Consider the following 26,878-nt stretch of genomic DNA (forward strand, 5'->3'; position numbering starts at 1 on the left):
AAAAATAACATACTAATTAAAAACAAAAATTATGACAACAACAAAATGGTCAATCGACCCAGCACACTCAGAAATCGGTTTTAAAGTAAAACACATGATGTTTACAAATGTATCAGGAAACTTTGGAAAATTTGATGCTTCCATCGAAACGCAAGGTGATGATTTTGAAACAGCACAGTTTGAATTTACAGGCGATATCGATTCTATCACAACAGGAAACAAAGACAGAGATACGCATTTGTTAAGCGCCGACTTTTTCGATGCAGCACAGTTTCCGAAAATCAATTTCAAATCTACTTCTTTCAAAAAACTAAACGAAGGAGAATACAAACTGACAGGTGACTTGACATTACACGGCGAGACAAAATCGGTCACTTTAGATGTAGAATTTGGCGGATTGGCAAAAGATCCTTGGGGAAATACCAAAACAGGTTTGTCAGTATCAGGAAAAATCAATCGTAAAGATTGGGGATTGAACTGGAATTCTGCTTTAGAAACCGGAGGTGTTTTGGTCGGTGAAGAAGTAAAACTTCAGATCGAATTGCAATTTATCAAGCAATAATTATACAAGCAGGCCTTTCTTTAATTGAGAAAGGCTTTGCTTTTTATCATCATGAAAAATATCTTATACATCGGACGGCACCCAGAAATACTAGAAACGGTCGTCAGGCTGATAAACAACAACGAAGACTGGTTTGGTGCTGGAGCCGAAACAGATGAAACGGCTATGGAATTATTCCAAAGCATCAATTTTCATATTGTACTGCTGGGTTGCGGCATAGAGCCGGAAAGCGAAGAAAAATTGCGGGCCTTTTTTGCGACAACGAACCCAAATTGCAGCATCGTGCAGCATTATGGCGGCGGAAGCGGCCTGCTTAAAAACGAAATCCTTTCGGCTTTAGAAAATCATAACATGGTTTAAGGTTTCTAAAAAATATTTTTCTCTAACTTTATGCTCAATAACAAACCTAAAAAACAATACACATGAAATTCACAAGACAAGCAAGCGCCAACTGGCAAGGCACCGGAATGGAAGGAAAAGGAACCATTTCTACACAAAGCACTACCTTAGATAAAGCACAATTATCGTTCAAGACTCGTTTTGCAGACGGAGTCGGTACCAATCCAGAAGAATTGATTGGAGCGGCTCATGCGGGATGTTTTACCATGAAGCTAAGCTTTGTCTTATCAGAACTTGGCTTTACGCCAGACAACCTTGATACGGTTGCGAAAGTCACTTTTGAAGATGGAAAAATTACCACTATTACATTAGACCTGACAGCTACAGTAAGCGGAATTACTGAAGAACAGTTTCAAGAGGCAGCGAAAAACGCTAAAGAAAACTGTCCGGTTTCGCAACTTTTAAATGCCGAAATTATCCTGAATGCTAAATTAGCATAAGCTATACAATTATTAATTCTGAACCGCTTCGAATGGAGCGGTTTTTTTATTCTTATCCCCTTTTTTCAAAGCTTTTAAGATAGAAACGGCTATACGCTCCACAACAGGAACGCTAACAGAGTTACCTGCTTGTTTATACAAACGCGAATGACTTATCTTACCAGGCAAGACAAAATCTTTTGGAAAGCCTTGGAATTCAAAACATTCTTTTGGCGTTAACTTTCGGATGCCTTTGTCTGTCAAGACCAGCGGAACGTTATGTCCGCCAGTTCCCATGTTGGCTGTCAATGTCGGGCATACATCTCTTTTATTTTCCCGAACGTATTGCCTTCTCCATTGATAAACTGTGTCTTTTCTGCGGATGGATTGCTGTAATTTATCGAACATATATTTGTCTTCGCCATAAAAATACTTAGAGTCTGAAACAGAGTTGTCTACGATATCAACAACTTTTCTTTTCAATTTCATGGCTTTTGGAAATTCAAAATGTTCGGTATACCTGTTGGTTCCGTCTTCATCATTCCTAAAACAGACCATATAGATACGCTCTCTGTTTTGCGGCAGATTTCCATGTTCTCTGGAATTCAATACTTTTGCAGCAAACGAATAGCCATTAGCTTTCATGGCTTCTTCAATAATGATATATGTTTTGCCATTATCGTGGCTTTTCAGGTTTTTCACATTTTCCAAAAAAATAACTTTTGGCCGACCTAGAGCTTCCACAAAATCTAATATTCGGTAAAAGTGATTGCCTCTTTCGTCACCAAACCCTTTTCTATAGCCGGCAAGAGAAAAAGGCTGGCACGGAAATCCCGCAGCCAAGACTTCGACTTTCTCTAATTCTTCAGGATTTAACTTCCAGATATCTTCTTCAAAAATAGGGTGCTCAAAGTTGGCGCGATACGTCACGCAGGCTTTTTTGTCGATTTCATTAGCCCAAGCCATTTTTGCCCCGGCATTTATAAATCCTTGACAGATGCCGCCAACTCCAGCATATAAGCTTCCTACTTTAATCATATATCAGCTGTTTTGAACAAAAATAGCATATTAAAAACAAAAATCTGCTTTTACTTTTTTTGTGTCAGTTCCTAAATTCTGCATCATCGGTAAACAGGACTAAAAACATTTTAAAAATACATTTTCTATCTTTGAAGCATAAAATAATGCATGCGACAATTTTTTTTAAAATATAAATCTCCCATCCTCTACGGAGTCTCTTTGGCCGTCTTGCTTTTTTTGGTAAAATGGCTCGAGCTTCGCTTTATCATCATAGACCATTCTTTAGAAATATATGTAGGATCGATTGCTGTGGTTTTTACAGTTCTTGGAATCTGGCTTGCGCAAAAACTCACGAAGCCCAAAAAAGAAACCATAATCGTTGAAAAGGAAGTGTATATTGAGTCGGCAGAATTCATACAAGACAAAAGCCAGCTGGAAAAATTAAACCTCAGCAAGCGAGAAATGGAGGTCTTGGAATTGATCGCGCAAGGCTGCAGCAACCAGGAAATAGCTTCGCAGCTTTTTGTCTCATTGCCAACCATAAAAACGCATTCTTCAAAACTTTTCGAAAAGCTTGATGTCAATCGTAGGACGCAAGCCGTAGAGAAAGCAAAACGCCTAAGACTTATACCCTAAAAGGTTCATACTAAAGTAGCAAAACGGCCCATTTGATTTAAAATCATTCTTAAGTATGACTTTGATACGCCTGAAAACATTCAATTTTGCAGTAGTAAAATCAACTAAAAACTTTTAAAATGAAAAAAACAATTTTGACAAATGGTCTTATTGCAGGGTTTATCGTCACGGCAATGATGGTAGTTTCTACCATATTATGTTATGACAATGCTAACTTTGAAGGAAGCATGGTCTTGGGATATCTCGGAATGCTTCTTGCCTTTTCTTTTGTATTTGTAGGCATCAAAAATTACCGCGACAAATTCAATTCGGGATTGATTTCTTTCGGAAAAGCGTTCAAGATCGGATTGCTTATTACGCTTATTGCTTCTACAATATATGTAGTGGTATGGCTGGTCGAATATTATTTCTTTATTCCTGATTTCATGGAAAAATATACGTCGCATATGCTAAAGCAGGCAGCAGAAAGCGGTGCTACCGCAACGGAAATAAAAGCCCAGACTGCCACAATGGAAACGTATAAAGAATGGTATAAAAACCCATTGCTGATTATCGTGATGACCTATGGCGAAGTACTTCCTATTGGATTAGTCGTTACGCTGATCAGCGCACTGATATTAAAACGCAATTCGAAAAAAGAAAATTACGAGACTGCCTAAAAAAATAAGCCTTGCTAACGCGAGGCTTATTTTTTATTCTTTATAAAGTTCTCTTAGAAAAGCATCATATTGATATCATTACTTTTCAAAAGTTCGAGATTGGTCTTCAAGAGATTCTTTAATTGCAGATTCTTGTCTTTCATTCTTTTTTTCAGCTCTTCCTTTTTACTGATTAATTCTTCCGTAAAGCTCGGTTTTTGAAATCGGTCTTTCTCTTCCGTCCCAAAAGTAATTTTCGTTTCCATGATATAGCAATTTCAAGATTATTCTTATGTCCTTTTCACATCTACAAGTTACGACATTTTATACATAGCAACGCTAATTTTAACTTAAGAGATAATTAAATAATCCGTCAAATAAAAAAAGAGCAGGCTTATTAGCTGCTCTTTTCTTAATCTAAATTTAATATTCTTTATTTCTCCATCTTAAAATAATAATCTGCCGAATGCTTGCCGCTGCCATAAATTAAAAAGAAAATGCAGACGATAAGCGTTATGACAGATACAATCAAGTTGGATACAACCAAAGTTCCGATGAAATTAATTAATACGGCGCCAATCAAAATCGGCAGTTGTGCCCAGATTGCCCATCGCGTCAAGAGTCCAAAGACAATCATAACACCGCCCATAATATGTGCAGCAGCTACATAGTGGTAGACAAACATACCACCGTCAAAATTTCCCAAAGGAGAGAGCAAATCGATAAGCCTATGGCTGTCTTTTATAAATGACACTCCTTTCAGGAATAAAAAAACGCCTAAAGCAATCCTTAGAATATCTATGGGATAAGAAGTATGCGAATTGGCCCACTTGTTTAGGTTTTTAATTTTTACCGTTTCCATGATTATATAATTTATAATTACACATCTAATTTACTAATATTTAAGTATATAATTAAATAATTAGCATTAATTTTAAATGATTACTATAACTCTACGTCAAAAAGACACTAAGCCCCTAAATAGAAAATTTTAATCAAGCGCTCCTTTTTTTACACGAATGCTGCATGATATTTTATGAATACTATGTAACACTGATGTTATATTACATTTTAAAAATGTCATGTAACAATGAATAAGTGTAGCATGACATAGCACTTGTGTTGTATTATATATACTTAATGTTTTGTAACATTAATATGATACAAAACAACATAGAATAAATGTTGTATAACATTAGTTTAGTGTAGTTTTATATAGCACTTATGCTGTATAGCACCTAGTTAGTCTTGTATAACAAGAAATTTACGTAGAACAACAACAGCTTCATGTTATACTATATCAGTCAGATTCTGTCGTAAGTTTTGGTTTTTACGCTAATTTCTTGCTACTGCTAGCGTGCATATCTGTATAGAAAGATAAAAGTATACCGTTTTTATTTTATTTACATCGCAATACTGAATCATCTTATAAAAACAAAAGGCAACGCCGAAAACGTTGCCTTTGTTATTGTAGTTTCTTTTAAACTCTTAATTTTCTTCTTCTTCAACAGTATGCGAATTAGAATACACCCTCCATTTCGCGATACACTCCTTCATATCCTCTGGAAGTTCGGTATTAAAGCTCATAAACTCTTTTGTTGTCGGATGTAAAAAGCCTAGCGTTTTCGCATGCAGCGCCTGCCTTGGCAACACTTTGAAACAGTTGTCAATAAACTGTTTGTATTTTGTGAAGGTAGTACCTTTTAATATCAAGTTACCACCATAGCGTTCGTCATTGAAAAGCGTGTGTCCGATATGCTTCATATGCACGCGGATCTGATGTGTCCTCCCTGTTTCTAATTTGCAAGACACCAAAGTCACATAGCCAAAACGTTCCAAGACTTTATAATGGGTCACGGCATATTTTCCTTCGCCATCAGGAACGACAGCCATCTGCATCCTATCTTTGGCATGTCTGGCAATATCTCCCGTAACCGTACCTTCATCTTCCGCTACATTGCCCCAAACTAAAGCGACATATTCTCTTTCGGATGTTTTTTCTTCAAACTGCTTGGCCAAGAAAGCCATCGCCTGCTCTGTTTTGGCAACGACAAGCAATCCTGAAGTGTCCTTGTCAATTCGGTGAACCAATCCCGGACGCTCACTGCTGTTTAAAGGCAAGTTTTCGAAGTGGAAGGCCAAAGCATTTACCAACGTTCCCGTATAATTTCCGTGTCCCGGATGAACGACCAAACCAGCCGGCTTGTTGATAACCAAAAGCGCATCGTCCTCATAAACAATATCCAACGGAATGTTTTCTGGGAGAATAAGGTTTTCAAAAGGCGGATGCGAAAGCAAAACTCGCACGACATCTAGGGCCTTTACTTTATAATTGGATTTTACAGGAACATCATTTACATAAATATTCCCTGCTGTTGCTGCTTGCTGTATCTTGTTTCGGGTAGCGTTTTCGACCAGATTCATCAAGAATTTGTCTACGCGCAAAGGCGACTGCCCTTTTGAGGCTTCAAATCTAAAATGTTCAAATAATTCGTCATCTAGCGTTTCGTCTGCAATCGGATTCTCTATCATTCTGCCGGTTCTGTATCTGTATTGTTTTTAATCGTATCTGCTTCAGACTCTTCAAATCCTACTTTTCCATCGCCAAGAACTAAATCGATTTTGGATGCTTTTTTTACCTTATCACCCGGTTTTATCTTCTTACCGTTTGAATGCATTTCCAAAACCATATCCTTGCCTAAATAAGGCTTGTATGTTTTTTTGCCAATCTCAAGTCCTAAAGCCAAAAGCGATGGTTCTGCCTGGCGTAATGTTTTTTCAATCAAATCAGGAACAGTAACCAACCCGAAATCGGCTGAATTTACTTTGATGTAAATCTTCCTGCCGTCTTTTACCTTTGCTCCCGGCAGCGGATCTTGCTGCACAACAGTATATTTTGGAAAATCTTTATTGAAGTCTACCGTATCCAGCAAAACATATTCTAAATTAAGCTCGTCAAGTTTCTCTTCTACTTGCTGTTCCGTAAGCTTTTTCAAATCCGGAACTGTTATTTCATTGCCGTGATCTGTAGTATAACTGAGCCATTGCAATAGTATAAAAACAAGTACGACGACAATTCCCAAAGCCAGTAAAAGTTGTTTAAAAAAAGATTTGCTTGTAAGATATTTTCCTAAAGTCATATAAAATGTATTTCGTGCAAAGATATAAAAATACTAAAGGTTTTTAGTTTCAATAATTAGTGATATTTTTGTGAGAGGTTTCGGCCGTTTTAGTTAGCAGTTTTCAATTTTCAGACTAAACTTCTAACAACAAACAAGTCTGAAATCTGTAATCTAAAATCTGCAATCTTACTATGAACATAGCCGTTGTAATGGGCGGATATTCTGACGAATCAGTGATATCGCTTCGAAGTGGTCAGCTAATCCTAAACAATCTCGACAAAAACAAATATAAAACGTTTGAAGTCCATATTTTATTGGATGGCTGGGACGTAATTATCGATGGAGAGAAATTTCCGATCGACAAATCCGACTTTACCTTCACCAAAAACGGGACAAAAACAACATTTGATGTTATCGTCAATACCATCCACGGAACACCTGGCGAAGACGGGCATATGCAGGCGTATTGGGAACTAATAGAAATTTCGTATTCCGGGTGTAACTTTTACCAATCGGCTCTGACGTTTAACAAAAGAGATACTTTGTCTGTACTTTCAAAATTCAATATCCCAAAGGCAAAATCCATATATCTTTCTAAAGGCGACAAAATCACGGCTGAAGAAATCAAAGCCGAATTAGGCTTGCCTTTTTTCGTAAAACCGAATCAATCCGGAAGCAGCTTGGGCGTTTCAAAAGTAAATGACCTGTCTGATTTCGACAAGGCATTAGATTTTGCTTTTGCAGAAGACAGCGATATTTTGATTGAATCCTATTTAAAAGGAACCGAAGTTTCTGTCGGAGTACTAAATTACAAAGGAGAAACAAAGGTTTTAGGCCTGACCGAAATCGTCTCTCACAATGACTTTTTTGACTACGAAGCTAAATATTTAGGAAAATCAGAAGAAATTACGCCGGCAAGATTGTCTGCAGAAGTAGAGCAAAAAGTACGTGAAACAGCCGCAAAGGTATATGAAGCCCTAGGAATGTCTGGTTTTTCAAGAACCGATTTTATCGTAATGGATGACGTGCCGCACTTTATCGAAATCAATACCAATCCAGGGTTGTCAGGACAAAGCATTTTCCCGCAACAAGCAGAATATGCCAAAATTGCTTTTTCGGATTTATTGGATAATGAAATCGAATTGGCATTAAAACGAAAATTATTATGGAAAAAATAGCCGTATTCCCAGGATCATTTGACCCGATAACGTTGGGGCATTATGACATCATCAAAAGAAGCATTCCCCTTTTTGACAAGATAATCGTTGCCATCGGCGTTAATGCCGAGAAAAAATATATGTTCTCTTTGGATGAAAGAAAGCGCTTTATCGAAGAATGTTTTGAGAACGACCCGACGGTTTCTGTGGTTTCGTACGAAGGCTTGACAATTGACTTCTGCAAAAAAGTAAAAGCAAAATTTATTCTGAGAGGCCTGAGAAATCCGGCCGATTTTGAATTTGAAAAAGCAATTGCGCACACCAATCGCAAGCTTTCTAAAATCGAGACTGTTTTCTTGCTGACAGCTGCGAATACTTCTTACATCAGCTCCAGCATTGTTCGTGATGTTATCCGAAACGGAGGGGAATATGAGTTATTAGTTCCCGATTCGGTCAGGACAAAATAGTTACGGACTACCAAATTTGTAAGACATACTATTAAACAGTACTTTCGCCAAAAATAACATCCTTTAAAATGAGTATAGAAAGAGAACTAATAAAACGCAGTGGCGGAAAGTGCGAGCTTTCAGGAGCTACTGAAAACCTGAAGGTATATCAAGTGCTTCCAACCCGAAAAGGGGGTCTGGACGAAAGCATTTTAGCCAGCGCAACCTGTATCGACCAGATTGAAAATCCCGAAAAAATGGATCCGAATTTATGGAGATGCCTTAACGAGAGCATGTGGAGCGAACATCTCCCTGTTCAAGTGGTATCTTGGAGAATGTTGAGCCGTATGGGCAATCAAGAATTGTTGGACCAAATGTATCTCGAAGAAGATGATTTAGCTTGGGCTAAAGCTACAGGAGAAGGCGAAGATGACGAAAATAAGCTAGTCCACCGCGACAGTAACGGAGTAATTCTACAGACCGGAGATTCTGTAGTCCTGATCAAAGATCTGAAAGTAAAAGGTTCTAGCATGGTTGCCAAACAAGGAACTGCAGTCCGAAATATTCGATTGGATCATGAAAACGCAGAATACATCGAAGGAAAAGTAGATGGCCAGCTGATTGTTATCATTACACAATATGTGAAGAAAATATAATTTTAGATCGTAGATTTCAGATTTCAGACGAGATACTTAACATTCTTAATCTGAAATCTGAAATCTGAAATCTGAAATCTGAAATCTGAAATCTGAAATCTGAAATCCAAACTACTCTTCTTTCTTCACAACCTTCCTCGCCACTTCAATCTTAAATTTCTTGCCTTTCATCTTTTCATCCTTGATATTTTTCAAGAAATCCTTCACTTTTTTAGATTTTACGGCCGCAAAAGAAATAAAGTCTTTTACTTCTATCAATCCCAAATCGCCTTTTTCTAATTTCCCTTTTTGAGAAAAGAATCCGACGATATCAATTTTATTCAGTTTATTTTTCTTTCCGCCAGAGATATAAATCGTCTGGAATTCTGGAGGTTTTGGCAATGAATTCGAGTTTTCTACATTCAAAACTTCCATATCATAATCAATATAGTCTAGCTTTTTTTCGCTTTCATGAACGATAATATATGCCGTTCCTGAAGCTAACATTCTAGCAGTACGGCCATTTCGATGCGTAAATTCATCTTCTTTCGAAGGCAGATGATAATGAATTACGTGTTTCATTTCTGGAATATCCAATCCCCTAGCCGCTAAATCGGTTGTAACGAGATAACTTACACTTCCATTTCGGAATTGAATAAGAGCGCGTTCTCTTTCCTCTTGGTCCATTCCGCCATGATAATAAGTCGCATAAATCCCTTTTTCGTTTAAGGTATCACTGATTCTCTCAGCAGCATCTCTATGATTACAAAAAATCAAGGCCGACTCGGACTTCAAAGAACAAATCAACTGAAAAAGACTGTTGATCTTGTCCTTTTCTTTAGAAACCACCATCTTCATAGAAAGATTGGTCTTCTCCTCATTTCTAGGAATAAAATCTAAAACAGCTGGATTTATAACTCTTGTATATTTTGGAATTTCAATATCGGATGTAGCCGAAACCAAAACTCGTTTGTTCAGTTTTGGAAGACGGTTGATGATAAAGGACATTTCTTCATGAAAGCCCAATTGCAACGACTTGTCGAATTCATCTAAAACTAATGTCTGGATTTTGTCCGTCCTGAAAGTTTCTCTATCGATATGGTCCGCAATTCTTCCGGGAGTGCCTATTAGAACTGCTGGAGGATTGCTTAAATTTTTAATTTCAGTATCAATAGAATGTCCGCCATAGCAAACATTAGCTTTGTAACCAGTGCCCATTTTTTTCCAAACCTGCTCAATCTGCAGACCCAATTCTCTCGACGGTACAATAATCAGGCATTGTACCGAAAGAATTTCCGGTTGCAAGATTTCAAAAACGGGCAATAAAAAGGCCAAGGTCTTTCCAGAACCTGTCGGCGATAGCAATAAAGTATTATTATTTTCGACAATGGCTTCTTGGGCCGCTACCTGCATCTCGTTAAGGCTTTCTATGCCTAAATTCAGAAGAAGGTTGGTGGAATGGTGATTGTTATTCATGCGGCAAAGGTAATTTTTAATTGTGAATTATAAATTACGAATTACGATGAGCTGATTTTTCGCAATTCGTAATTCATAATTTGTAATTTTGATGTTTTTCAAATCAATATGATAAAATCCCTGCTTCCAATTTTCTTACTTTCTATTATGGCAAATGCTCAAAACAAAACAGACTTCCTGACTCCTTATGAAAAAGGAAACGGAAACCAGACCGCAACTTATGAAGAAACAATTGCGTATTTCCAGCTTCTGGATAAAAGCTTCGAGACGGTTTCGATGCAAGAAATGGGACTTACCGATTCTGGAGAACCGCTGCATATCGTAACATTTAATCCTGCCAAAGATTTTGATTTTGAAAAGATTCAGAAAGAAAAAGCTGTCTTGTTGATCAATAACGGGATACATCCTGGAGAGCCCGACGGCATTGACGCTACGATGATGCTTTTTAGGGATTTGGCTTTGGGGAAAACTAAAGTCCCGAAGAACGTTGTGATTGTGAATATCCCAATTTATAATATCGGCGGTGCCTTGAATCGAAATTCGTTTTCAAGAGCGAACCAAAACGGGCCGGAAAGCTATGGATTCAGAGGAAATGCTAGGAATTATGACTTAAACCGAGATTTCTTGAAATCAGACACTAGAAATGCCAGAAGCTTTGCGCAGATTTTCCATAAAGTAAATCCTGATATTTTTATTGACAACCATGTAAGCAACGGCGCCGATTATCAATATACTTTTACTTATATCGCAACCCATCCTCAAAAAATTGGCGGTAATCTCGGGAAGTTTTGGGAGTCTGAAATGCTTCCTTCTTTGCTTTCTGATTTGAAAAAGAAAAAAATAGAATCAGTACCTTATGTCAACATACATGACGAAAAGCCGGACAATGGTTTTGAGGCTTTTATGGATTATCCGAGATACTCCACTGGCTTTGCTTCTATGTTCAACACAATAGGCTCTATGCCCGAAACGCACATGCTGAAAGAGTATGCTTCTAGGGTAAAGGTAACCTACGAATACATGATTTCATCAATCGAATATGCCGATAAAAACTATAGAAAGATTAAGGACTTGCGAAAAGAAAACCTGCAAAATTATCGTCCAGGTCAGAAATATGTTTTGTTATGGGAATTAGATGCGGACAAAGTTTCTAGCATTCCGTTTTTAGGCTATGAAGGCGGTTACAAACCGAGCGATATTTCTGGAAAACCACGATTATTTTATGACGAAACCAAGCCTTTCAGTAAAACAATTCCTTATTATAGAGATTACAAGCCGTCGTTGGAAGTCTTGATTCCTGAAGCGTACATCGTTCCGAAATCATGGTGGAACGTCATAGAGCTTTTAAAAATCAACAATATCCAAATGACACCGTTGGAAAAAGACACGGAATTGGAAGTAGAAAGCTATCGTATCAAGGATTTCAAGACAAGCAGTTCTGCTTATGAAGGACATTATCCGCATAATTCTGTAAATGTGATAAGCACGAAGAAAAAAGTACTTTTCAAAAAAGGAGATTTTCTAATAAAAACACAACAGCCAGGCGTGAAATATCTGCTGGAAACGTTGGAACCGCAAGCTAATGACTCTTATTTTGTTTGGAATTTCTTCGATTCTATCTTACAGCAAAAAGAATATTTTTCGGCTTATGTTTTTGAAGATTTAGCGAAGCAGTTATTGGAAAAAAATCCAAAATTGAAATCAGAGTTCGAAAAGAAAAAGGCTGAAGATCCAAAATTTGCCGATTCAGGAGAAGCACAATTGGATTGGATTTACAGGCATTCTGATTATTACGAAAAGTCACACATGGAATATCCTGTTTTCAGTATTATGAAATAATAAAAAAGCTCCTATTTCAGGAGCTTTTCTGTTTCAAACAAAAGCTTGATATTTTCGTAAGAGTTTTTCAATGCTTCTTGAACTTGCTCTGGATTGAGCCAAGCTACCTTTTCGATTCCTTCGTCTTCCTGTGGCATTGGCGTTCCTTCAAAATCGGTTTTCATTTCAAACCAATGCGTAATTTTCAGTTTGTATCTTCCATTTCGGATAAAAACATGATAGGTTTTTTGCAGTTTTTTTGTGATTGACAATCCCGATACGCCAGTTTCTTCTTCTACTTCTCTAATGGCCGTGTCTTCGATCTCCTCTCCTTTTTCGATGCCTCCTTTCGGCAAGTCCCATTTTCCATTTCTAAAAATAAAAAGCACTTCGCCTTTTTTGTTATAGACCAATCCGCCGCCTGCTTTGTTCACGGGAATTTTTTCTTTCAGCTTTTTCATAATCTCCTTTTCATCAGGATGATATAAATAAGCCTTCTGAATTTTATTTTGGAACATTTTCACAATAACCTGATGGATATCAACGCTTTCTAAAAGAAAAAATTGAAAATCGGTTTCTTTAACTATCTGATTAGTTAAAAAAAGTGGTTTATCGTTGACAAAAACTTTATACATTTGTAGTATGATTTTTAATAAAGACACCGCTCAAAAAACAGCCGAATTGCTTTTACAAATAAATGCAATTAAATTGAATCCAAAAAATCCTTTTACATGGGCTTCTGGATGGAAATCTCCTATTTACTGCGATAATAGGATAACACTCTCATTTCCACCAATCAGAAATTACATCCGTGAAGAGTTTTCTAAAAATCTAGAAAAGCAGTTCGGAAAGCCTGACGTAATTGCAGGAGTTGCAACTGGAGCAATCGGAATCGGCATGCTTGTCGCTGAATATATGGGACTTCCATTCGTATATGTACGTCCGGAACCTAAAAAACATGGAAGACAAAACCAAATAGAAGGTTTCTTGCAAAAAGGACAAAATGTTGTCGTGGTTGAAGATTTAATCAGCACTGGAAACAGCAGTCTTATGGCTGTCGAAGCATTGAAAGAAGCTGGAGCAAACGTAAAAGGAATGGTTGCTATCTTTACCTATGGTTTTGATGTGGCTACAGAAAACTTCAAGAAAGCTAATATAGACTTGCTTACCTTAAGCAATTACGAAAACCTGCTAGAATTAGCAGTTGCTAAAAGATACATCACGGAAGAAGAACAGGAAACATTAAAAGTTTGGAGCAAAAGCCCTTCGACTTGGAATGTAGAAAGTGACAGTACTTCAGTAAAATAACCGCTAATCCTTAAAAAATGAATTTAGAAAGTCCAAAAGTAAGCGTACAAAAGTCGGCTCAATATTTATTTGACCAGCTGACAGACGTAAAGAATTTCGAAAAATTGATGCCCGACAATATTGCCAAATTTGAGGTTACGGGCGAAGATGCTTTTATTTTTGGATTAAAAGGAATGCCAGAAATCAAATTAAAAATGAAAGACAAAACAGCTCCTACAAAAGTAATTTTAGGTGCTGCAAGCGATAAGCTTCCTTTTACTCTGACTGGAAATATTACTCCGACATCAGACGATTCAAGCGATGTACAGCTTCATTTTGAAGGTGAATTCAATGCCATGATGGCCATGATGGTAAAAGGTCCGATAAGCAAGTTTATAGAGACTTTGGCAGGAAATATGCACAAGCTATAGCTAAAATATTAAAATATACATTAGAGCCTTTCAGCAATCAAACTGGAAGGCTTTTTTAATACAGCATCTTGATTTCTTTTATTTCATACGATTCAACAGAATCGTCTTCCACAACCAATTGCAGCTTTCCTGATTGGTCAACGCCGCTGATAATGCCCATGAACTTATTTCCTTTCAAGTTTTCAAAAGGCATCGGAATTCCTTTTTTATAAAGGCAGGAATGGTATTTTTCCCAAAGCGAATCTGTATTTTTATTTAGGATTAAAGAAACATTGCGCGTCAGGCATTCGACAATCGAAATTAGCACTGCTTCTTTATTGATCTCTCGTTTTAGCAAAATAGACAAAGAAGAAGCCTTCGGAAGATTTTCAAAGTTCTGCTGGTTTACATTTATCCCAATACCGATAATCGAAAATATCTCTCCGTCACTTTTCAAACTGTTCTCGATCAATATGCCACCTATTTTTTTTCCTCCTGCCAAAATGTCGTTAGGCCATTTTATGGCGAGTTCTTTAATTTCAAGAAAAGATAAGGCTTCGATTATGCTTACTGCAACAGCAACATTCAGATGAAAAATATGATTGACTTCTAACAGCAAATCCTTAACCAAAACACTAAAAGTCAAGTTTTTACCAGCCTGAACACTCCATTTCGACCCCATCTGCCCTTTACCATCTGTTTGATTTTCAGCAGTAACAATAGTAAAGTTCTCTACAAATTGTCTTTGCAATAATCCTTTAAGATAATCGTTGGTTGAGTTAATGGCATCGAGTTTGATGATGTTCATAGAAAATAATTGAAGTTATCTTTTTAATCTTATGTTAAGGTTCAAAAATAAAGACAAAAAATGATAACTTTGCGAAAACATATAAAATTTAAATGGCGAAAAAAAATATAAGCAATGATGATTTGTTGGCCAACATCATCAAAGGAATTGAAGAAGTAAAAGGTAATGATATTGATATTTTAGATTTAAGAGCAATCGACAACACCGTTTGTGATTATTTTGTAATCTGCAACGGTACTTCAAATACTCAAGTTAACTCCATCGTTAACTCGGTTCAAAAAACAGTTTCCAAAGAATTAAAAGACAAGCCTTGGCACGTTGAAGGTACTGAAAACGGCGAATGGGTGTTGATGGATTATGTAAACATTGTAGTTCACGTTTTCCAGAAACACATCCGCGAGTACTACAACATAGAAAGCTTGTGGGGTGATGCTAAAATCACTACAATCCAAAACAAATACTAAAGAAAGACAGCAATGGCTAAAGATAACAATACAAATCCTAATCCGAAAAAATTCAGGTTAAGTCCATGGTGGATTTATGGTGGCTTGATTTTGTTTTTTCTTATCTTAAACTGGGCTTCAGGCGGCTCAAAATGGGGAGAAACAAGCAAAGCATCCGCATCTGATTTTAACAAGCTGCTCGAAAAAGGGCAAATTGAAAAAGTCGTAGTCTACAATAAAAACGAGGCTGAAATTTTCCTGAACAAAACTGGATTGGCCGACCCCGTAAATAAAAATGTAACCAAAGATATTTTTGACAAGCCAAACCCAGGCCCTCACTATATTCTTGACAATATCGGTAACGACGAGCTATTCCAAAAAAAGCTTGAAACAGCACAATTAGAAGGAAAATTAAAAGACTATAACTTCTTGCCAAAAAGCAATTGGGGCGAAATATTCATAACCCTTCTGCCAATCTTGATCATTGTTGGAATCTGGCTTTTCATCATGAGAAGAATGTCTGGCGGATCAGCTGGCGGCGGCGGCGGACAGATTTTCAATATCGGAAAATCAAAAGCAAAACTGTTTGATGAAAAAACCGATGTGAAAGTTACATTCAAAGATGTGGCTGGACTTGAAGGTGCAAAAGAAGAAGTTCAAGAAATCGTTGAATTCTTGAAAAACCCAGAAAAATATACCAATCTTGGAGGAAAGATTCCAAAAGGCGCCCTTTTGGTTGGACCTCCAGGAACAGGAAAAACATTATTGGCAAAAGCCGTAGCCGGCGAAGCCAGAGTACCTTTCTTTTCACTATCAGGTTCTGATTTCGTTGAAATGTTCGTGGGTGTTGGAGCTTCTCGTGTAAGAGATTTGTTCAAGCAAGCCAAAGAGAAATCACCTGCTATCATTTTCATCGATGAGATTGATGCTGTGGGACGTGCAAGAGGAAAAAATAATATGTCAGGTTCAAACGACGAGCGCGAAAACACATTAAACCAATTGCTTACTGAAATGGACGGCTTTGGAACAAATACCAACGTAATCGTTTTGGCTGCGACTAACAGAGCTGATGTTTTAGACAAAGCATTGATGAGAGCTGGTCGTTTTGACAGACAGATCTATGTTGATTTGCCGGACATCAGAGAACGTAAAGAAATTTTTGAAGTACATTTAGCTCCTTTGAAAAAAGTAGAAGGATTAGATACTGACTTTTTAGCAAAACAAACTCCAGGATTTTCTGGTGCTGATATTGCGAATGTTTGTAACGAAGCGGCCTTGATTGCTGCTAGAAAAGACAAAAAGGCAGTAGACAAGCAAGATTTCCTAGATGCTGTTGATAGAATCATCGGAGGTCTTGAAAAGAAAAACAAAATCATCACGCCAGAAGAAAAAAGAGCCATCGCCATCCACGAAGCCGGGCACGCGACTGTTAGCTGGATGGTAGAGCATGCTGCTCCGCTTATCAAGGTAACGATTGTTCCAAGAGGGCAAAGCTTAGGTGCTGCATGGTATCTTCCAGAAGAAAGACAGATCGTAAGAACTGACCAAATGCTGGATGAAATGTGTGCTACTATGGGCGGACGTGCTGCAGAAAAGGTAACGTTTAACCGAATTTCGACAGGAGCATTAAGCGATCTTGAAAAAGTGACCAAGCAAGCAAGAGCCATGGTTACCATTTACGGCTTGAACGATAAATTAGGGAACATCACCTATTACGATTCGTCTGGACAAAGCGAATATAACTTCTCAAAACCTTATTCTGAAGACACTGCGAAAGTAATCGACAAGGAAATTTCAGAATTAATAGAAGGCCAATACCAAAGAGCCATCAAGATTCTTGAGGAAAATAAGGACAAACTAAACCAGTTGGCCGATATTCTGATCGAAAAAGAAGTTATTTTCAAAGACGACTTAGAAGCTATTTTCGGGAAACGTGCTTTTGGTGAAGCAGTTGAAGAAGTCTTCGAAGAGTAAATCTGATTTTTTAAGAAATTTTACAAAAATCTTAATTCAAAAGCAGTTTTGAATTAAGATTTTTTTATCTTTGATTGTTTTGAAATTGCAAACAAAGAATTTGACCAATTTATGAGTCTCTTTAAAAAACTTTTTGGCGCTGGCGAATCTTCTGACGAGGATAAAGATGGCAACTTAAGTCCATTCAACCCTGAAACTGTTATTCCGGCGGATGAATTATTTACGCTCAACTTCAAAAAAAACGGAGGTAAATTCTTGTATTGCGAAAATCTTGAAGAAGCAAAAGAACACTTCGAACATATTCTTGAAGAAAACGACTGGTTTGAATCAGAAGCTCTTTGTTTCGAACCTAAGCTTTTCAGCCTTTTGGAAGAAAATAAACTTGATTATATAAAACCTACCAATCCTAAATTCCTTTTGGCAAGCTGCGAGAATCTTATTGCCGATGAAGGCTCTGTCCTATTCTCATCCAATCAGATCAAGCAATACAAGCCAAACGAACTTCCAGCCAACATCGTAATACTTGCAACGACAAGTCAGATTTTGGAAAGCAAAAGTGATGGGCTTCGTGAAATCAAGAAAAAATACGAAAAGGACTACCCTACCAATATTACCACAATAAAATATTTCGAAAAAGCAAAGGACGAAGATTTCCTGCAATACGGAAGTGTTGCCAAGAATCTGTACCTCCTGCTTTTAGAAGACCTTTAAAATGCGTGAAACCCTAACGAGATCATTATCTGGCCTAGTCTATATTCTTTTATTAATTGGGGCAACGCTTTATTCCCTTGACAGTTTTCTTCTGCTTTTTGGATTATTCTTAGTGGTCTGTACTGCAGAATTTTGCGACTTGATTAATCTAAAAAAACCTATTCCTATAGTTCTCGCCGTCGGAGGTTATGTCTTATTTTCTTATTTCAATACATTCAATACCACTAACGACTGGCTATTGGTTGGAGCGACATTATTCGTTTCCATCAAGCTTATTATATTTCTATTCAGCGAAAAACGCCAAAAAGTAGACAAGCAATCTAAGTATGTCTATCTTATCGGTTATATTGTACTTCCTTTTATCATCCTGACGAAAATTCCTTTTGAATCGACCGTTTTCAATCCAAAAATCCTGATTGGAATTTTTATTCTTATCTGGACAAACGATACCTTCGCTTATATTGTTGGAAAATCCATCGGAAAGAGAAAGTTATATGAAAAAATTTCTCCTAAAAAAACCATTGAAGGCTTTTTGGGAGGATTAATTTTTGCCGTGATTTCTAGTATTTTTATTGCTCTCTATTTTATTGGACAGCCCGTATTTATATGGATTATCCTTGCTTTGATTTCGGGAATTTTTGGCACCATAGGCGATTTGATTGAATCCAAATTCAAAAGAATTGCTGGCGTCAAGGACAGCGGAAAGATAATGCCTGGCCATGGAGGCATACTAGATCGGCTAGATAGTATTATATTTGTATCACCATTTATTTTTTTGTTTTATCAAATTTTAAATTATGCTTAAATTTCATAAAGAAGGAGCCAAAATTATCCTGATTACTTGTGCAGTAGTCGTTGCAATCGTATTGTTAACCGATTCATGGATTGCAAATTTCTGGCTTCTAAAAACGATTCAGATTATCTCGCTATTATTTCTTATATTAGTACTACAGTTCTTTAGAAACCCTAAAAGATATACGCAGCTTAACGAAAGCCAGATAATTGCGCCTGTAGACGGAAAAGTGGTCGTGATTGAAGAAGTGTATGAAAGCGAGTATTTCAAAGACAAAAGGCTCATGGTTTCAATTTTTATGTCGCCGATTAACGTGCACGTAACACGCTATGCAATGAGCGGAATCATAAAATTCAGCAAATACCATCCAGGAAAATATCTTGTAGCATGGCATCCAAAAGCAAGCGAAGAAAACGAGAGAACGACAGTTGTTATTGAAAACCCAACTTTTGGAGAAATCTTATACCGTCAGATTGCCGGAGCTTTGGCAAGAAGAATTGTAAATTATGCTAGCGAAGGAATGCAGGTAGTACAAGGCGAAGATGCTGGATTTATAAAATTTGGGTCAAGAGTAGATTTATACTTGCCTTTAGGAACAGAAATTAACGTAAAGCTTAATCAAAAAGCAGTCGGAGGTATAACAGTAATTGCATCAAGATCTTAATGTCAGAAAAGGATTTAGATACTCAATTCGAGGAAGCTTATGAATTAGCTTCAAACATGACAGAAGCTCTACCGCAAGATGTCATGTTGCGGATTTACGCCTATTACAAACAGGCAACACAAGGAACTGCCAAGTCGAAAAGAATTTCAAGCGTAGATTTAAGAGATGCTTTTAAAACAAATGCTTGGATGCAGATCAGCCATCTATCCAGCGATGAGGCCAAACGACTTTATATTGAAACAATTAATTCACTTATTAAAAAATAATTTATGAAAAAAACACAGTTATTTATTTCAAGCCTAGTGTTGGCATTCGTACTGCAATCTTGCAACAAAGAAAAAAAGCTAGATGAAGTTCAAGTACCACTTCCAACAACAGAAGAAAAAGCGCCAATGGGCAATCCTGACGATGTAGCCGCTGAGCCAGGAGCTTTTAAAATGATGAAGCTTCCGTATGCTTATGATGCTTTAGAGCCTCATATCGACGCTAAGACGGTTGAAATTCACTATTCAAAGCACCATGTCGGATACGTAAACAATCTGAACAAGGCTATCGCTGGAACAGAATTGGAAAAACAGACTATCGAAGAAATACTTTCAAAACTAGATCTGGAAAACAAGGTAGTTCGCAATAATGCGGGCGGTTACTATAACCACAATCTGTATTGGGAAATCATGGCACCTAAAAAAGGTGGCGAACCTACTGGAGCTCTTGCGGAAGCAATCAATAAAGATTTCGGTTCATTTGAGACTTTCAAAACACAACTGACTGAAGCGGCAACAAAACAATTTGGTTCAGGATGGGCTTGGCTTGTAGTTGACAAAACAGGGAAACTTGTAGTTGGAAGTACGCCGAACCAAGACAATCCTTTAATGCCTAATATGTCAATTTCTGGAACTCCTATTTTAGGATTGGATGTTTGGGAACATGCGTATTATCTAAAATACCAAAACAAAAGACCAGACTATATTACGGCTTTTTTCAACCTGATCAATTGGGATGCGGTTGCTAAAAAATACGAAGCTGCAAAAACACCAGTTCCTGCTGTTAAATAAGTAGCATCATAAAAAAGAAAAGCCCCGAACATTCGGGGCTTTTTTATTAGTACAGTATTCAAATTATTTTAAGCTAGCCAAACTTTGCTCGATTGTAGCAATCTTTGACAAGGCATCGGCTTCTTTCTTTCTCTCGATTTCTAGAACCTTTTCAGGGGCATTGTTGACAAATTTCTCATTAGACAATTTTGCCTGAACCGATTTCAAGAAACCTTGGTTGTATTTTAATTCTTCTGAAAGTTTTGCAATTTCTTCTTCAACATTGATCGCTCCACTAATTGGCACAAAATATTCGTTTGATTTTGCACGGAACGTCAAGGCTCCATTTACAGCTTCAGAAACATATTCTAAAGAACTGATATTGCCCAATTTTATAATAACAGCATCAAAATAAGCTGACGTATTATCATTATTGATGGCTTTCAATTCAATAGTATCCTTGAATGGAATGTTCTTTTCTTTCCTTATAGTTCTTACACCCGAAATAACTTCTGCCGCAAAATCAAAATCAGCGATCAATTTAGCATCGAATGATTTAAGTTCAGGCCAAGTCGAAATAATCAAGGCTTGTTCTGGAGTTCTTTCTGCTATATGCTGCCAAATTTCTTCGGTCAAGAAAGGCATGAACGGATGCAACAGCTTCAAGTTGCTTTCCAGCATTTCGATTGCCTTATCAAACGTTTTTTTGTCAATCGGAGCTTGGTAGGTCGGCTTGATCATTTCAAGAAACCAAGAGCAGAAATCGTCCCAAACCAATTTGTATATGGCCATCAAGGCATCAGAAATTCTGTATTTTTCAAAATGATCTTCAATTTCTGCTAAAGTCTGTTGCAATTTTGCTTCAAACCATTCGATAGCTACTTTTGAAGATTCTGGTTGCGGAATCGTATCGCTTACCTCCCAGCCTTTTATCAATCGGAAAGCGTTCCATATTTTATTCGTAAACGCTTTTCCTTGACTGCACAATTCTTCATCGAACATAATATCGTTTCCTGCAGAAGCGCTCAAAAGCAAGCCCACGCGAACTCCGTCAGCGCTAAACTTATCAATCAAATCTAACGGATCAGGAGAATTCCCTAATGACTTTGACATTTTGCGTCGTTGCTTATCGCGAACCAAGCCTGTCAAATAAACATTAGAAAATGGTTTTTCTCCTGTATATTCATACCCTGCAATAATCATTCTGGCTACCCAGAAAAACAAGATATCCGGACCTGTAACCAAGTCATTTGTTGGATAATAATATTTAAAATCTTTGTTTTCAGGCTCAATAATACCTCCGAACACGGCCATTGGCCAAAGCCACGCCGAAAACCAAGTATCTAAAGCATCGACATCTTGACGCAAATCTTCGGCTTTTAGTTCTGTTTTTCCAGTTGCTTTTTGAGCAAGAACTACTGCATCTTGAATGGTTTCGGCCACAACGAAATCTTCTTTGCCATCGCCATAGAAAAACGCAGGGATTCGGTGTCCCCACCAAAGCTGACGAGAGATATTCCAGTCGCGGATATTTTCCAACCAATGACGGTACGTATTATCAAAACGCTTTGGATATAGCTTGATTTCTTCTGTTTCAAGAACGGCTTTGATGGCTGGTTTTACCAATTCCTCCATTTTCAAGAACCATTGGTCTGACAAGCGAGGCTCGATTACGGCCTTAGTTCTTTCAGATGTTCCTACCTTGTTAAGATGGGTTTCGGTTTTTGCCAAGCTTCCGTTTTCTTCTAGCTCTTTGGCAATTTCCTCACGAACTACAAAACGGTCTTTTCCGGCATAATGCAATCCGAAAGAATTTAACGTCGCGTCTTCATTGAAAATATCGATTACTTCAAGATTGTGTTTATCTCCTAAAGTTTTGTCATTCATATCATGAGCAGGCGTTACCTTTAAGCAACCTGTTCCAAACTCAACATCAACATATTCATCCTCAATAATAGGAATTACTCTTCCAGCAATTGGAACGATGGCTCTTTTACCTTTTAAATGCGAAAAACGTTCGTCATTCGGATTGATACAAATAGCTGTATCTCCAAAAATAGTTTCCGGACGGGTTGTTGCTACTGTCAAGAAATCAGCGCTTCCTTCGATTTGATATTTTAGAAAGTATAGTTTTCCTTGTCTTTCTTCAAAAATAACTTCTTCGTCAGACAAAGTCGTCTTTGCTTCCGGATCCCAATTGACCATTCTATAGCCTCGGTAAATCATGCCTTTGTTGTACAAATCAACAAAAGACTTGATTACAGAAGCCGACATGTCTGGATCCATAGTAAATTTTGTTCTTTCCCAATCGCATGAAGCTCCTAGTTTTTTTAATTGGTCAAGGATAACTCCGCCATATTTATGCGTCCAATCCCAAGCATGTTCCAAAAATTCTTCACGGGACAAATCATTTTTATTGATTCCTTCTGATTTTAATTTTGCTACAACTTTAGCTTCAGTCGCAATCGACGCATGATCTGTTCCGGGAACCCAGCAAGCGTTGAATCCTTTTAAACGCGCACGGCGAATCAAAACGTCTTGTATGGTGTTATTCAACATGTGTCCCATGTGCAAGACACCTGTCACGTTTGGTGGCGGAATTGTAATTGTATAAGGTGTTCTGTGATCGGGTTCTGAATGAAAATAATTATTTTCCATCCAGTAGCCGTACCATTTTTGCTCTACTGATTTGGCATCGAATTGTGCTGGAATTGTCATATTTTTTGTCTTCGTTTTTTCTATGTTTATATCTTACCAAAACTTACTTTCTCTGAATGATTTTTGCATTAAGTTATAACAACTAAAAGCCTTGATCATACGCTTCAAATCCTAAAAACAAACTTGGTATGGATTTTGTAAATCTTGAAGCACAAAAGTAATTAAGTATGTGCAGTATAAAAAATTAAGATTTAATAATTTGCACTTTAATTAAAACTAAGTAATTTTACGAGGATTAACTAAAATTTTTATGATGAAAAAAATACTAAGTTTATTTGCAGTTATGATGTTGGGCGTTTCGGCTATGGCACAAACTGGACCAAAAATCGAGTTCAAAGAAGAGACTATTGATTACGGAACTGTTACGAAAGGTGAAGATTCAGGATTGAGAGTTTTTGAATTTAAAAATATTGGAGACTCGCCTCTAGTTATTTCCGATGTTAAATCATCATGCGGATGTACTGTTCCAACAAAACCAAAAGAACCGATCATGCCGGGAAAAACAGGTACAATTGAAGTACAATATAATATGAATCCAGGCCCTATCAGCAAAACTATTACAGTACAATCTAATGCTGTAAATAAAGATAGCGGTATCATTCCTTTACGAATAAAAGGCAATGTAATTGTCAAAGAAGAAATAAATTTGATGGAGAAAAAGAAATCGCTCCCTAGTTCATAAATAAAAAATCCTGCCAATTGGCGGGATTTTTTATAATATCTTTTTGAGCTGAAATTTGAAGGCTATAGGTGTTGACTTTCTTTCGATATCTATATAAATCCATTTGCCTTCTTCCGATTGCAATAAGTCGTTTATTTTTTGGATGGTATATTCGTGAATGCTTCTCTTATTAATTTTGGAAATCTTATCGCCAGGCAATATTCCAGCCAAATCAGCAGGAGAGCCTTTTCTAACAGATGAAACTTCAAAGACCGGCTTCAAAGTGAATTGATATTTAAATCTGTTATCATCTATCACCTTATCTACTTTACTGCCAAATTCTGGTTTTATTTCTAGTTTTAGTGGCTCTTTGACATATTCAATTCCATTGTGCTGAATTACAATGCCGCTCATATTATAATTAAATGGCTTCAGGAATCTTGAATTTTTCTTTAGGTATAAAAACTGATCTTGATAATCAATTACAATATTAAATCGATGGAGAATTTCGCCACCAATTGAGCCATTTCTTCCATTGACAATGCCAACTCTGGGAAAAAAGCTTTCATGAGGATAAGACACTAAGGCTTCGTTTAAAGTAAAATCTGCTATTTTCACAGCTTCTACCCTCGACCTTTTTCCCATAATCGGACCATTTAATCCACGACCCAGGATATCCTCAAAAAAAACAGCGCCGGCTTTAATGTCCTTGTCTTCAAACAGCCACAACCCATCACCCAAACCGATGTCAATAAGAAGCTTTAAATTAATGGTGTCTTTTTCAATTTTTGTTGGGACATCAATATAAGGCCTGCTGTTTATAATGCTAATAGGATACTTGTGGTATTTTTTAAATTTTTTCTTCTCAAGAAACTTTCTGTTTCTATGGATCGTCATTATCTTTTTTTGGTAATTGATCTCAATTGGGTATTCCTTAAAAAATGAGTATCCTAAGATTCCATTAACCGGAATACCTAATCTTGCAGAGAAATTCACGTCTTGATCTAAGACTATGAGCATCGGAAACTTATCGTCTTCAAATCCAGAAATTTTAATTTTATTGTTTTCTGAGAGTAATCCTTCAATCACTTCTTCGGAGCCAAGCCCTTTTACTTTAACTTTTTTAGAATTGTAAAATCGAAGCGTATCATTTTCAGGAAGACTGAAGATTATGGAATTATCTGCTCCCGTATCTAAAAGCATGTTCAGTTTCGCTTTATTGATTTCTACAGGAATGATAATTAAATTATAGACATGTTGAAAAGGAATTTCGATTTTGCTTTTATTTGAATGCCATTGAAAGCCTTTTTGTCCAAAAAAAGTGCATGGAGATAGCAATAGCAAAAAAACAAATATCCTTATTCTCATATTCATTTTTATTTACAATAAATGTAGTAATTTTTAGAGAATTAACACTATCATTTCTATTGCTTTGCGTGCATTTTTTTCTGAATTTCTTAAAAAAAAGTCGCAAATTTGCAAACAAAACAAAAAGTCATGCCAAAAATTTCTACAAAAGGGCAGCACATGCCCGAATCGCCAATCAGAAAATTGGTTCCCTATTCAGAAATAGCAAAAAAGAAAGGCCATAAGGTCTATCACTTAAACATTGGCCAACCTGATATTAAAACACCAGAAGTTGCCCTAAATGCTGTAAAAAACACAAACATTACCGTTTTAGAATATAGCCATTCCGCTGGTTTTGAAAGCTACAGAAATAAGCTTTCACAATACTACCAAACCCATGGACTTCCAATCAATGTTGCTGATATCATAATCACTACAGGCGGATCAGAAGCTTTGCTTTTTGCAATGGGAAGCACAATGGACCAAGACGATGAGATTATTATCCCAGAACCTTTTTATGCTAATTATAATGGATTTTCAACAGCTTCAGGTGTTAAAGTAGTTCCTGTAATCTCTACAATTGATGAAGGATTTGCACTGCCTCCAATTGCAGCTTTTGAGAAATTAATTACTCCTAAAACGAAAGCAATTCTTATCTGCAATCCTGGAAACCCTACTGGGTATTTATATTCAAAAGAAGAAATACTCCAATTAGCAGAAATTGTAAAAAAACATGATTTGTTTTTGATTGCCGATGAAGTTTATAGAGAATTCATTTATGATGGAGAAGAGCACTTTTCTATTATGAACGTACCAGGCTTGGAAGAGAACGCCATAATGATTGATTCTGTATCTAAAAGATATAGTATGTGTGGCGCAAGAATTGGCTGTATCGTGTCTAAAAACAAAGAAGTAATGGCAACAGCTATGAAATTTGCACAAGCCCGATTAAGTCCTCCTACCTTTGCTCAAATTGCCAGCGAAGCAGCTCTTGATACTCCTCAAAGCTATTTTGATGATGTCATTACAGAGTACAAAGACAGACGTGATACTTTAATTGCAGAACTGCAAAAAATAGAAGGTGTAAAAGTCACTACTCCAAAAGGTGCTTTTTACTGTATTGCAAAGCTTCCTGTAAAAAATGCTGATGATTTTGCACAATGGCTATTAGAATCATATGACCTAAATGGAGAGACTGTCATGGTTGCTCCGGCTGCCGGTTTTTATTCCACACCTAATGTAGGCTTAGACGAAGTAAGAATTGCTTACGTTCTCAAAAAAGAAGACCTCATTCGATCTGTAGAAATTCTCAAAGACGCTCTCAAAACATATAACAAATAAAAAAAGCTCCTCAATGAGGAGCTTTTTTTATGCTTATACAAATTCAATCTCTTATAAAGAAGGGTTTCTGTATCTCTTTAGAATAATAAAAAAGGCTTCCAAGTGTTGGAAGCCTTTTTTATTATTTATCTTTTATTTATAAATTATCTCTTTAGTGAGAAGTGCGCCCTGAACTCCTTGCCCGTCCCGTTCTCCTGGTACAGGACCTTGAACCAGTAGTCGGTCGAAGGAAGCGGGTGCCCGTTCATCGTCCCGTCCCATCCTGAGCCCGCAGGGCTGATCTGCTTCACGAGCTTGCCGTAGCGGTCGAAGATGTAGATCGACGCCTCTGGCTGGCCCGCAAGGCCGATGATGTTCCA

General features: G+C 37.1%; 31 protein-coding genes. 20 read left to right on the forward strand and 11 right to left on the reverse strand.

Going from position 1 to position 26,878, the window contains the following annotated elements; translation table 11 throughout:
• Positions 1-31 precede the first annotated feature (31 nt).
• The 3 genes from GGR22_RS12860 to GGR22_RS12870 all read left to right on the forward strand — a co-directional run bounded on the left by GGR22_RS12860 (position 32) and on the right by GGR22_RS12870 (position 1,401).
• Positions 32-562: a YceI family protein gene (locus tag GGR22_RS12860; RefSeq protein ID WP_121377450.1), complete on the forward strand. Its 531-nt coding sequence runs from the start codon at positions 32-34 to the stop codon at positions 560-562.
• Between the two features lie 51 nt (positions 563-613).
• Positions 614-922 (forward strand): hypothetical protein, encoded by a 309-nt coding sequence (locus GGR22_RS12865; protein WP_182493990.1) that lies wholly within the window; start codon positions 614-616, stop codon positions 920-922.
• A gap of 62 nt (positions 923-984) precedes the next feature.
• The gene (locus GGR22_RS12870) at positions 985-1,401 is read left to right on the forward strand and encodes an OsmC family protein (protein WP_121377452.1); all 417 of its coding nucleotides are present in this window, start codon (positions 985-987) and stop codon (positions 1,399-1,401) included.
• A gap of 12 nt (positions 1,402-1,413) precedes the next feature.
• Here the strand turns inward: GGR22_RS12870 and dcm are convergent, their stop codons facing one another.
• Positions 1,414-2,418 (reverse strand): DNA (cytosine-5-)-methyltransferase, encoded by a 1,005-nt coding sequence (dcm, locus tag GGR22_RS12875; RefSeq protein WP_121377453.1) that lies wholly within the window; start codon positions 2,416-2,418, stop codon positions 1,414-1,416.
• A 150-nt stretch (positions 2,419-2,568) separates the two neighbouring features.
• On the opposite strand from dcm, the gene GGR22_RS12880 reads away from it, so the two are divergent.
• Positions 2,569-3,036 (forward strand): helix-turn-helix transcriptional regulator, encoded by a 468-nt coding sequence (locus GGR22_RS12880; RefSeq protein ID WP_121377454.1) that lies wholly within the window; start codon positions 2,569-2,571, stop codon positions 3,034-3,036.
• Positions 3,037-3,155: 119 nt separating this feature from the next.
• On the forward strand, positions 3,156-3,695 hold the full coding sequence (locus GGR22_RS12885; protein WP_121377455.1) for a DUF4199 domain-containing protein: 540 nt from the start codon (positions 3,156-3,158) through the stop codon (positions 3,693-3,695).
• Between the two features lie 53 nt (positions 3,696-3,748).
• Here the strand turns inward: GGR22_RS12885 and GGR22_RS12890 are convergent, their stop codons facing one another.
• From GGR22_RS12890 to GGR22_RS12905, 4 genes are all read right to left on the reverse strand, one after another.
• Positions 3,749-3,940: a hypothetical protein gene (locus tag GGR22_RS12890; protein WP_121377456.1), complete on the reverse strand. Its 192-nt coding sequence runs from the start codon at positions 3,938-3,940 to the stop codon at positions 3,749-3,751.
• 167 nt (positions 3,941-4,107) lie between these two features.
• A complete protein-coding gene (locus GGR22_RS12895; protein WP_121377457.1) occupies positions 4,108-4,536 on the reverse strand; it encodes a DoxX family protein in 429 nt (142 codons plus the stop codon).
• A gap of 626 nt (positions 4,537-5,162) precedes the next feature.
• Positions 5,163-6,206 carry an RluA family pseudouridine synthase gene (locus tag GGR22_RS12900; protein ID WP_182493991.1) on the reverse strand — a complete coding sequence of 348 codons (1,044 nt, stop codon included), beginning with the start codon at positions 6,204-6,206 and terminating at the stop codon, positions 5,163-5,165.
• Positions 6,203-6,814 carry a PASTA domain-containing protein gene (locus GGR22_RS12905; protein ID WP_121377459.1) on the reverse strand — a complete coding sequence of 204 codons (612 nt, stop codon included), beginning with the start codon at positions 6,812-6,814 and terminating at the stop codon, positions 6,203-6,205. The genes GGR22_RS12900 and GGR22_RS12905 overlap by 4 nt, the downstream gene beginning before the upstream one ends.
• A 173-nt stretch (positions 6,815-6,987) precedes the next feature.
• On the opposite strand from GGR22_RS12905, the gene GGR22_RS12910 reads away from it, so the two are divergent.
• The 3 genes from GGR22_RS12910 (at position 6,988) to GGR22_RS12920 (ending at position 9,055) form a co-directional block, all read left to right on the forward strand.
• Positions 6,988-7,974 (forward strand): D-alanine--D-alanine ligase, encoded by a 987-nt coding sequence (locus tag GGR22_RS12910; RefSeq protein ID WP_182493992.1) that lies wholly within the window; start codon positions 6,988-6,990, stop codon positions 7,972-7,974.
• Positions 7,962-8,420, forward strand: coding sequence for a pantetheine-phosphate adenylyltransferase (coaD, locus tag GGR22_RS12915; protein WP_121377461.1), 459 nt, complete (start codon positions 7,962-7,964; stop codon positions 8,418-8,420). Before GGR22_RS12910 ends, coaD begins: the two co-directional genes overlap by 13 nt.
• Before the next feature lie 68 nt (positions 8,421-8,488).
• Positions 8,489-9,055, forward strand: a complete 567-nt coding sequence (locus GGR22_RS12920) for a PhnA domain-containing protein (RefSeq protein WP_182493993.1) — start codon at positions 8,489-8,491, stop codon at positions 9,053-9,055.
• A 111-nt stretch (positions 9,056-9,166) separates the two neighbouring features.
• Here the strand turns inward: GGR22_RS12920 and GGR22_RS12925 are convergent, their stop codons facing one another.
• On the reverse strand, positions 9,167-10,510 hold the full coding sequence (locus tag GGR22_RS12925; RefSeq protein ID WP_182493994.1) for a DEAD/DEAH box helicase: 1,344 nt from the start codon (positions 10,508-10,510) through the stop codon (positions 9,167-9,169).
• A 108-nt stretch (positions 10,511-10,618) separates the two neighbouring features.
• Between GGR22_RS12925 and GGR22_RS12930 the strand changes: the two genes are divergently transcribed.
• Positions 10,619-12,349, forward strand: a complete 1,731-nt coding sequence (locus GGR22_RS12930; protein WP_182493995.1) for a M14 family metallopeptidase — start codon at positions 10,619-10,621, stop codon at positions 12,347-12,349.
• Between the two features lie 11 nt (positions 12,350-12,360).
• Here the strand turns inward: GGR22_RS12930 and GGR22_RS12935 are convergent, their stop codons facing one another.
• Positions 12,361-12,963, reverse strand: a complete 603-nt coding sequence (locus GGR22_RS12935; RefSeq protein ID WP_121377465.1) for an NUDIX hydrolase — start codon at positions 12,961-12,963, stop codon at positions 12,361-12,363.
• A 7-nt stretch (positions 12,964-12,970) separates the two neighbouring features.
• On the opposite strand from GGR22_RS12935, the gene pyrE reads away from it, so the two are divergent.
• A complete protein-coding gene (gene pyrE / locus GGR22_RS12940; protein ID WP_121377466.1) occupies positions 12,971-13,636 on the forward strand; it encodes an orotate phosphoribosyltransferase in 666 nt (221 codons plus the stop codon).
• 17 nt (positions 13,637-13,653) lie between these two features.
• A complete protein-coding gene (locus GGR22_RS12945) occupies positions 13,654-14,046 on the forward strand; it encodes an SRPBCC family protein (protein WP_182493996.1) in 393 nt (130 codons plus the stop codon).
• A 55-nt stretch (positions 14,047-14,101) separates the two neighbouring features.
• Here the strand turns inward: GGR22_RS12945 and GGR22_RS12950 are convergent, their stop codons facing one another.
• The gene (locus tag GGR22_RS12950; protein WP_182493997.1) at positions 14,102-14,833 is read right to left on the reverse strand and encodes a biotin--[acetyl-CoA-carboxylase] ligase; all 732 of its coding nucleotides are present in this window, start codon (positions 14,831-14,833) and stop codon (positions 14,102-14,104) included.
• 92 nt (positions 14,834-14,925) lie between these two features.
• Between GGR22_RS12950 and rsfS the strand changes: the two genes are divergently transcribed.
• The 7 genes from rsfS to GGR22_RS12985 all read left to right on the forward strand — a co-directional run bounded on the left by rsfS (position 14,926) and on the right by GGR22_RS12985 (position 20,473).
• Positions 14,926-15,297 (forward strand): ribosome silencing factor, encoded by a 372-nt coding sequence (rsfS, locus tag GGR22_RS12955; protein ID WP_121377469.1) that lies wholly within the window; start codon positions 14,926-14,928, stop codon positions 15,295-15,297.
• 12 nt (positions 15,298-15,309) lie between these two features.
• Positions 15,310-17,250, forward strand: a complete 1,941-nt coding sequence (gene ftsH / locus GGR22_RS12960) for an ATP-dependent zinc metalloprotease FtsH (RefSeq protein ID WP_182493998.1) — start codon at positions 15,310-15,312, stop codon at positions 17,248-17,250.
• A gap of 111 nt (positions 17,251-17,361) precedes the next feature.
• Positions 17,362-17,961, forward strand: a complete 600-nt coding sequence (locus GGR22_RS12965) for a lactate utilization protein B/C (RefSeq protein ID WP_121377471.1) — start codon at positions 17,362-17,364, stop codon at positions 17,959-17,961.
• A 1-nt stretch (position 17,962) separates the two neighbouring features.
• On the forward strand, positions 17,963-18,766 hold the full coding sequence (locus GGR22_RS12970; protein ID WP_182493999.1) for a phosphatidate cytidylyltransferase: 804 nt from the start codon (positions 17,963-17,965) through the stop codon (positions 18,764-18,766).
• On the forward strand, positions 18,759-19,418 hold the full coding sequence (locus GGR22_RS12975; RefSeq protein WP_121377473.1) for a phosphatidylserine decarboxylase family protein: 660 nt from the start codon (positions 18,759-18,761) through the stop codon (positions 19,416-19,418). The genes GGR22_RS12970 and GGR22_RS12975 overlap by 8 nt, the downstream gene beginning before the upstream one ends.
• Positions 19,418-19,684 carry an acyl-CoA-binding protein gene (locus GGR22_RS12980; RefSeq protein WP_121377474.1) on the forward strand — a complete coding sequence of 89 codons (267 nt, stop codon included), beginning with the start codon at positions 19,418-19,420 and terminating at the stop codon, positions 19,682-19,684. The genes GGR22_RS12975 and GGR22_RS12980 overlap by 1 nt, the downstream gene beginning before the upstream one ends.
• A gap of 3 nt (positions 19,685-19,687) precedes the next feature.
• Positions 19,688-20,473: a superoxide dismutase gene (locus GGR22_RS12985; RefSeq protein ID WP_121377475.1), complete on the forward strand. Its 786-nt coding sequence runs from the start codon at positions 19,688-19,690 to the stop codon at positions 20,471-20,473.
• A gap of 63 nt (positions 20,474-20,536) precedes the next feature.
• On the opposite strand, the gene GGR22_RS12990 is transcribed toward GGR22_RS12985, so the two are convergent.
• Positions 20,537-23,170, reverse strand: a complete 2,634-nt coding sequence (locus GGR22_RS12990) for a valine--tRNA ligase (protein ID WP_182494000.1) — start codon at positions 23,168-23,170, stop codon at positions 20,537-20,539.
• A gap of 253 nt (positions 23,171-23,423) precedes the next feature.
• Here GGR22_RS12990 and GGR22_RS12995 point away from each other — a divergent pair, with 253 nt between their 5' ends.
• Entirely contained in the window at positions 23,424-23,852 is a 429-nt protein-coding gene (locus GGR22_RS12995; protein WP_182494001.1) for a DUF1573 domain-containing protein, read from the forward strand.
• A 30-nt stretch (positions 23,853-23,882) separates the two neighbouring features.
• On the opposite strand, the gene GGR22_RS13000 is transcribed toward GGR22_RS12995, so the two are convergent.
• Positions 23,883-25,199, reverse strand: a complete 1,317-nt coding sequence (locus tag GGR22_RS13000) for a PDZ domain-containing protein (protein ID WP_170148817.1) — start codon at positions 25,197-25,199, stop codon at positions 23,883-23,885.
• 129 nt (positions 25,200-25,328) lie between these two features.
• Between GGR22_RS13000 and GGR22_RS13005 the strand changes: the two genes are divergently transcribed.
• Positions 25,329-26,519 (forward strand): pyridoxal phosphate-dependent aminotransferase, encoded by a 1,191-nt coding sequence (locus GGR22_RS13005; RefSeq protein ID WP_182494002.1) that lies wholly within the window; start codon positions 25,329-25,331, stop codon positions 26,517-26,519.
• 143 nt (positions 26,520-26,662) lie between these two features.
• Here GGR22_RS13005 and GGR22_RS13010 read toward each other — a convergent pair.
• A partial coding sequence (locus GGR22_RS13010) for a T9SS type B sorting domain-containing protein (RefSeq protein ID WP_182494003.1) occupies positions 26,663-26,878 on the reverse strand: 216 nt, incomplete at its 5' end.

The organism is Flavobacterium gossypii (genome assembly GCF_014138495.1).
In the GTDB taxonomy this organism is placed as follows: Bacteria; Bacteroidota; Bacteroidia; order Flavobacteriales; family Flavobacteriaceae; genus Flavobacterium; species Flavobacterium endophyticum.

What these genes read in the sequence shown, in the direction of transcription:
- GGR22_RS12965 (WP_121377471.1), top strand. Translation starts at nt 17,362, where the DNA reads ATGAGTCTCTTTAAAAAACTTTTTGGCGCTGGCGAATCTTCTGACGAG.
- GGR22_RS13005 (WP_182494002.1), top strand. Translation starts at nt 25,329, where the DNA reads ATGCCAAAAATTTCTACAAAAGGGCAGCACATGCCCGAATCGCCAATC.
- GGR22_RS12870 (WP_121377452.1), top strand. Translation starts at nt 985, where the DNA reads ATGAAATTCACAAGACAAGCAAGCGCCAACTGGCAAGGCACCGGAATG.
- GGR22_RS12945 (WP_182493996.1), top strand. Translation starts at nt 13,654, where the DNA reads ATGAATTTAGAAAGTCCAAAAGTAAGCGTACAAAAGTCGGCTCAATAT.
- pyrE (WP_121377466.1), top strand. Translation starts at nt 12,971, where the DNA reads ATGATTTTTAATAAAGACACCGCTCAAAAAACAGCCGAATTGCTTTTA.
- GGR22_RS12900 (WP_182493991.1), bottom strand. Translation starts at nt 6,206, where the DNA reads ATGATAGAGAATCCGATTGCAGACGAAACGCTAGATGACGAATTATTT.
- GGR22_RS12860 (WP_121377450.1), top strand. Translation starts at nt 32, where the DNA reads ATGACAACAACAAAATGGTCAATCGACCCAGCACACTCAGAAATCGGT.
- GGR22_RS12885 (WP_121377455.1), top strand. Translation starts at nt 3,156, where the DNA reads ATGAAAAAAACAATTTTGACAAATGGTCTTATTGCAGGGTTTATCGTC.
- GGR22_RS12980 (WP_121377474.1), top strand. Translation starts at nt 19,418, where the DNA reads ATGTCAGAAAAGGATTTAGATACTCAATTCGAGGAAGCTTATGAATTA.
- GGR22_RS12985 (WP_121377475.1), top strand. Translation starts at nt 19,688, where the DNA reads ATGAAAAAAACACAGTTATTTATTTCAAGCCTAGTGTTGGCATTCGTA.
- GGR22_RS12910 (WP_182493992.1), top strand. Translation starts at nt 6,988, where the DNA reads ATGAACATAGCCGTTGTAATGGGCGGATATTCTGACGAATCAGTGATA.
- GGR22_RS12865 (WP_182493990.1), top strand. Translation starts at nt 614, where the DNA reads ATGAAAAATATCTTATACATCGGACGGCACCCAGAAATACTAGAAACG.
- GGR22_RS12975 (WP_121377473.1), top strand. Translation starts at nt 18,759, where the DNA reads ATGCTTAAATTTCATAAAGAAGGAGCCAAAATTATCCTGATTACTTGT.
- dcm (WP_121377453.1), bottom strand. Translation starts at nt 2,418, where the DNA reads ATGATTAAAGTAGGAAGCTTATATGCTGGAGTTGGCGGCATCTGTCAA.
- GGR22_RS12890 (WP_121377456.1), bottom strand. Translation starts at nt 3,940, where the DNA reads ATGGAAACGAAAATTACTTTTGGGACGGAAGAGAAAGACCGATTTCAA.
- GGR22_RS12905 (WP_121377459.1), bottom strand. Translation starts at nt 6,814, where the DNA reads ATGACTTTAGGAAAATATCTTACAAGCAAATCTTTTTTTAAACAACTT.
- GGR22_RS12970 (WP_182493999.1), top strand. Translation starts at nt 17,963, where the DNA reads ATGCGTGAAACCCTAACGAGATCATTATCTGGCCTAGTCTATATTCTT.
- GGR22_RS12990 (WP_182494000.1), bottom strand. Translation starts at nt 23,170, where the DNA reads ATGACAATTCCAGCACAATTCGATGCCAAATCAGTAGAGCAAAAATGG.
- coaD (WP_121377461.1), top strand. Translation starts at nt 7,962, where the DNA reads ATGGAAAAAATAGCCGTATTCCCAGGATCATTTGACCCGATAACGTTG.
- GGR22_RS12895 (WP_121377457.1), bottom strand. Translation starts at nt 4,536, where the DNA reads ATGGAAACGGTAAAAATTAAAAACCTAAACAAGTGGGCCAATTCGCAT.
- GGR22_RS12950 (WP_182493997.1), bottom strand. Translation starts at nt 14,833, where the DNA reads ATGAACATCATCAAACTCGATGCCATTAACTCAACCAACGATTATCTT.
- ftsH (WP_182493998.1), top strand. Translation starts at nt 15,310, where the DNA reads ATGGCTAAAGATAACAATACAAATCCTAATCCGAAAAAATTCAGGTTA.
- GGR22_RS12920 (WP_182493993.1), top strand. Translation starts at nt 8,489, where the DNA reads ATGAGTATAGAAAGAGAACTAATAAAACGCAGTGGCGGAAAGTGCGAG.
- GGR22_RS13000 (WP_170148817.1), bottom strand. Translation starts at nt 25,199, where the DNA reads ATGAGAATAAGGATATTTGTTTTTTTGCTATTGCTATCTCCATGCACT.
- GGR22_RS12935 (WP_121377465.1), bottom strand. Translation starts at nt 12,963, where the DNA reads ATGTATAAAGTTTTTGTCAACGATAAACCACTTTTTTTAACTAATCAG.
- GGR22_RS12930 (WP_182493995.1), top strand. Translation starts at nt 10,619, where the DNA reads ATGATAAAATCCCTGCTTCCAATTTTCTTACTTTCTATTATGGCAAAT.
- GGR22_RS12995 (WP_182494001.1), top strand. Translation starts at nt 23,424, where the DNA reads ATGAAAAAAATACTAAGTTTATTTGCAGTTATGATGTTGGGCGTTTCG.
- GGR22_RS12925 (WP_182493994.1), bottom strand. Translation starts at nt 10,510, where the DNA reads ATGAATAACAATCACCATTCCACCAACCTTCTTCTGAATTTAGGCATA.
- GGR22_RS12880 (WP_121377454.1), top strand. Translation starts at nt 2,569, where the DNA reads ATGCGACAATTTTTTTTAAAATATAAATCTCCCATCCTCTACGGAGTC.
- rsfS (WP_121377469.1), top strand. Translation starts at nt 14,926, where the DNA reads ATGGCGAAAAAAAATATAAGCAATGATGATTTGTTGGCCAACATCATC.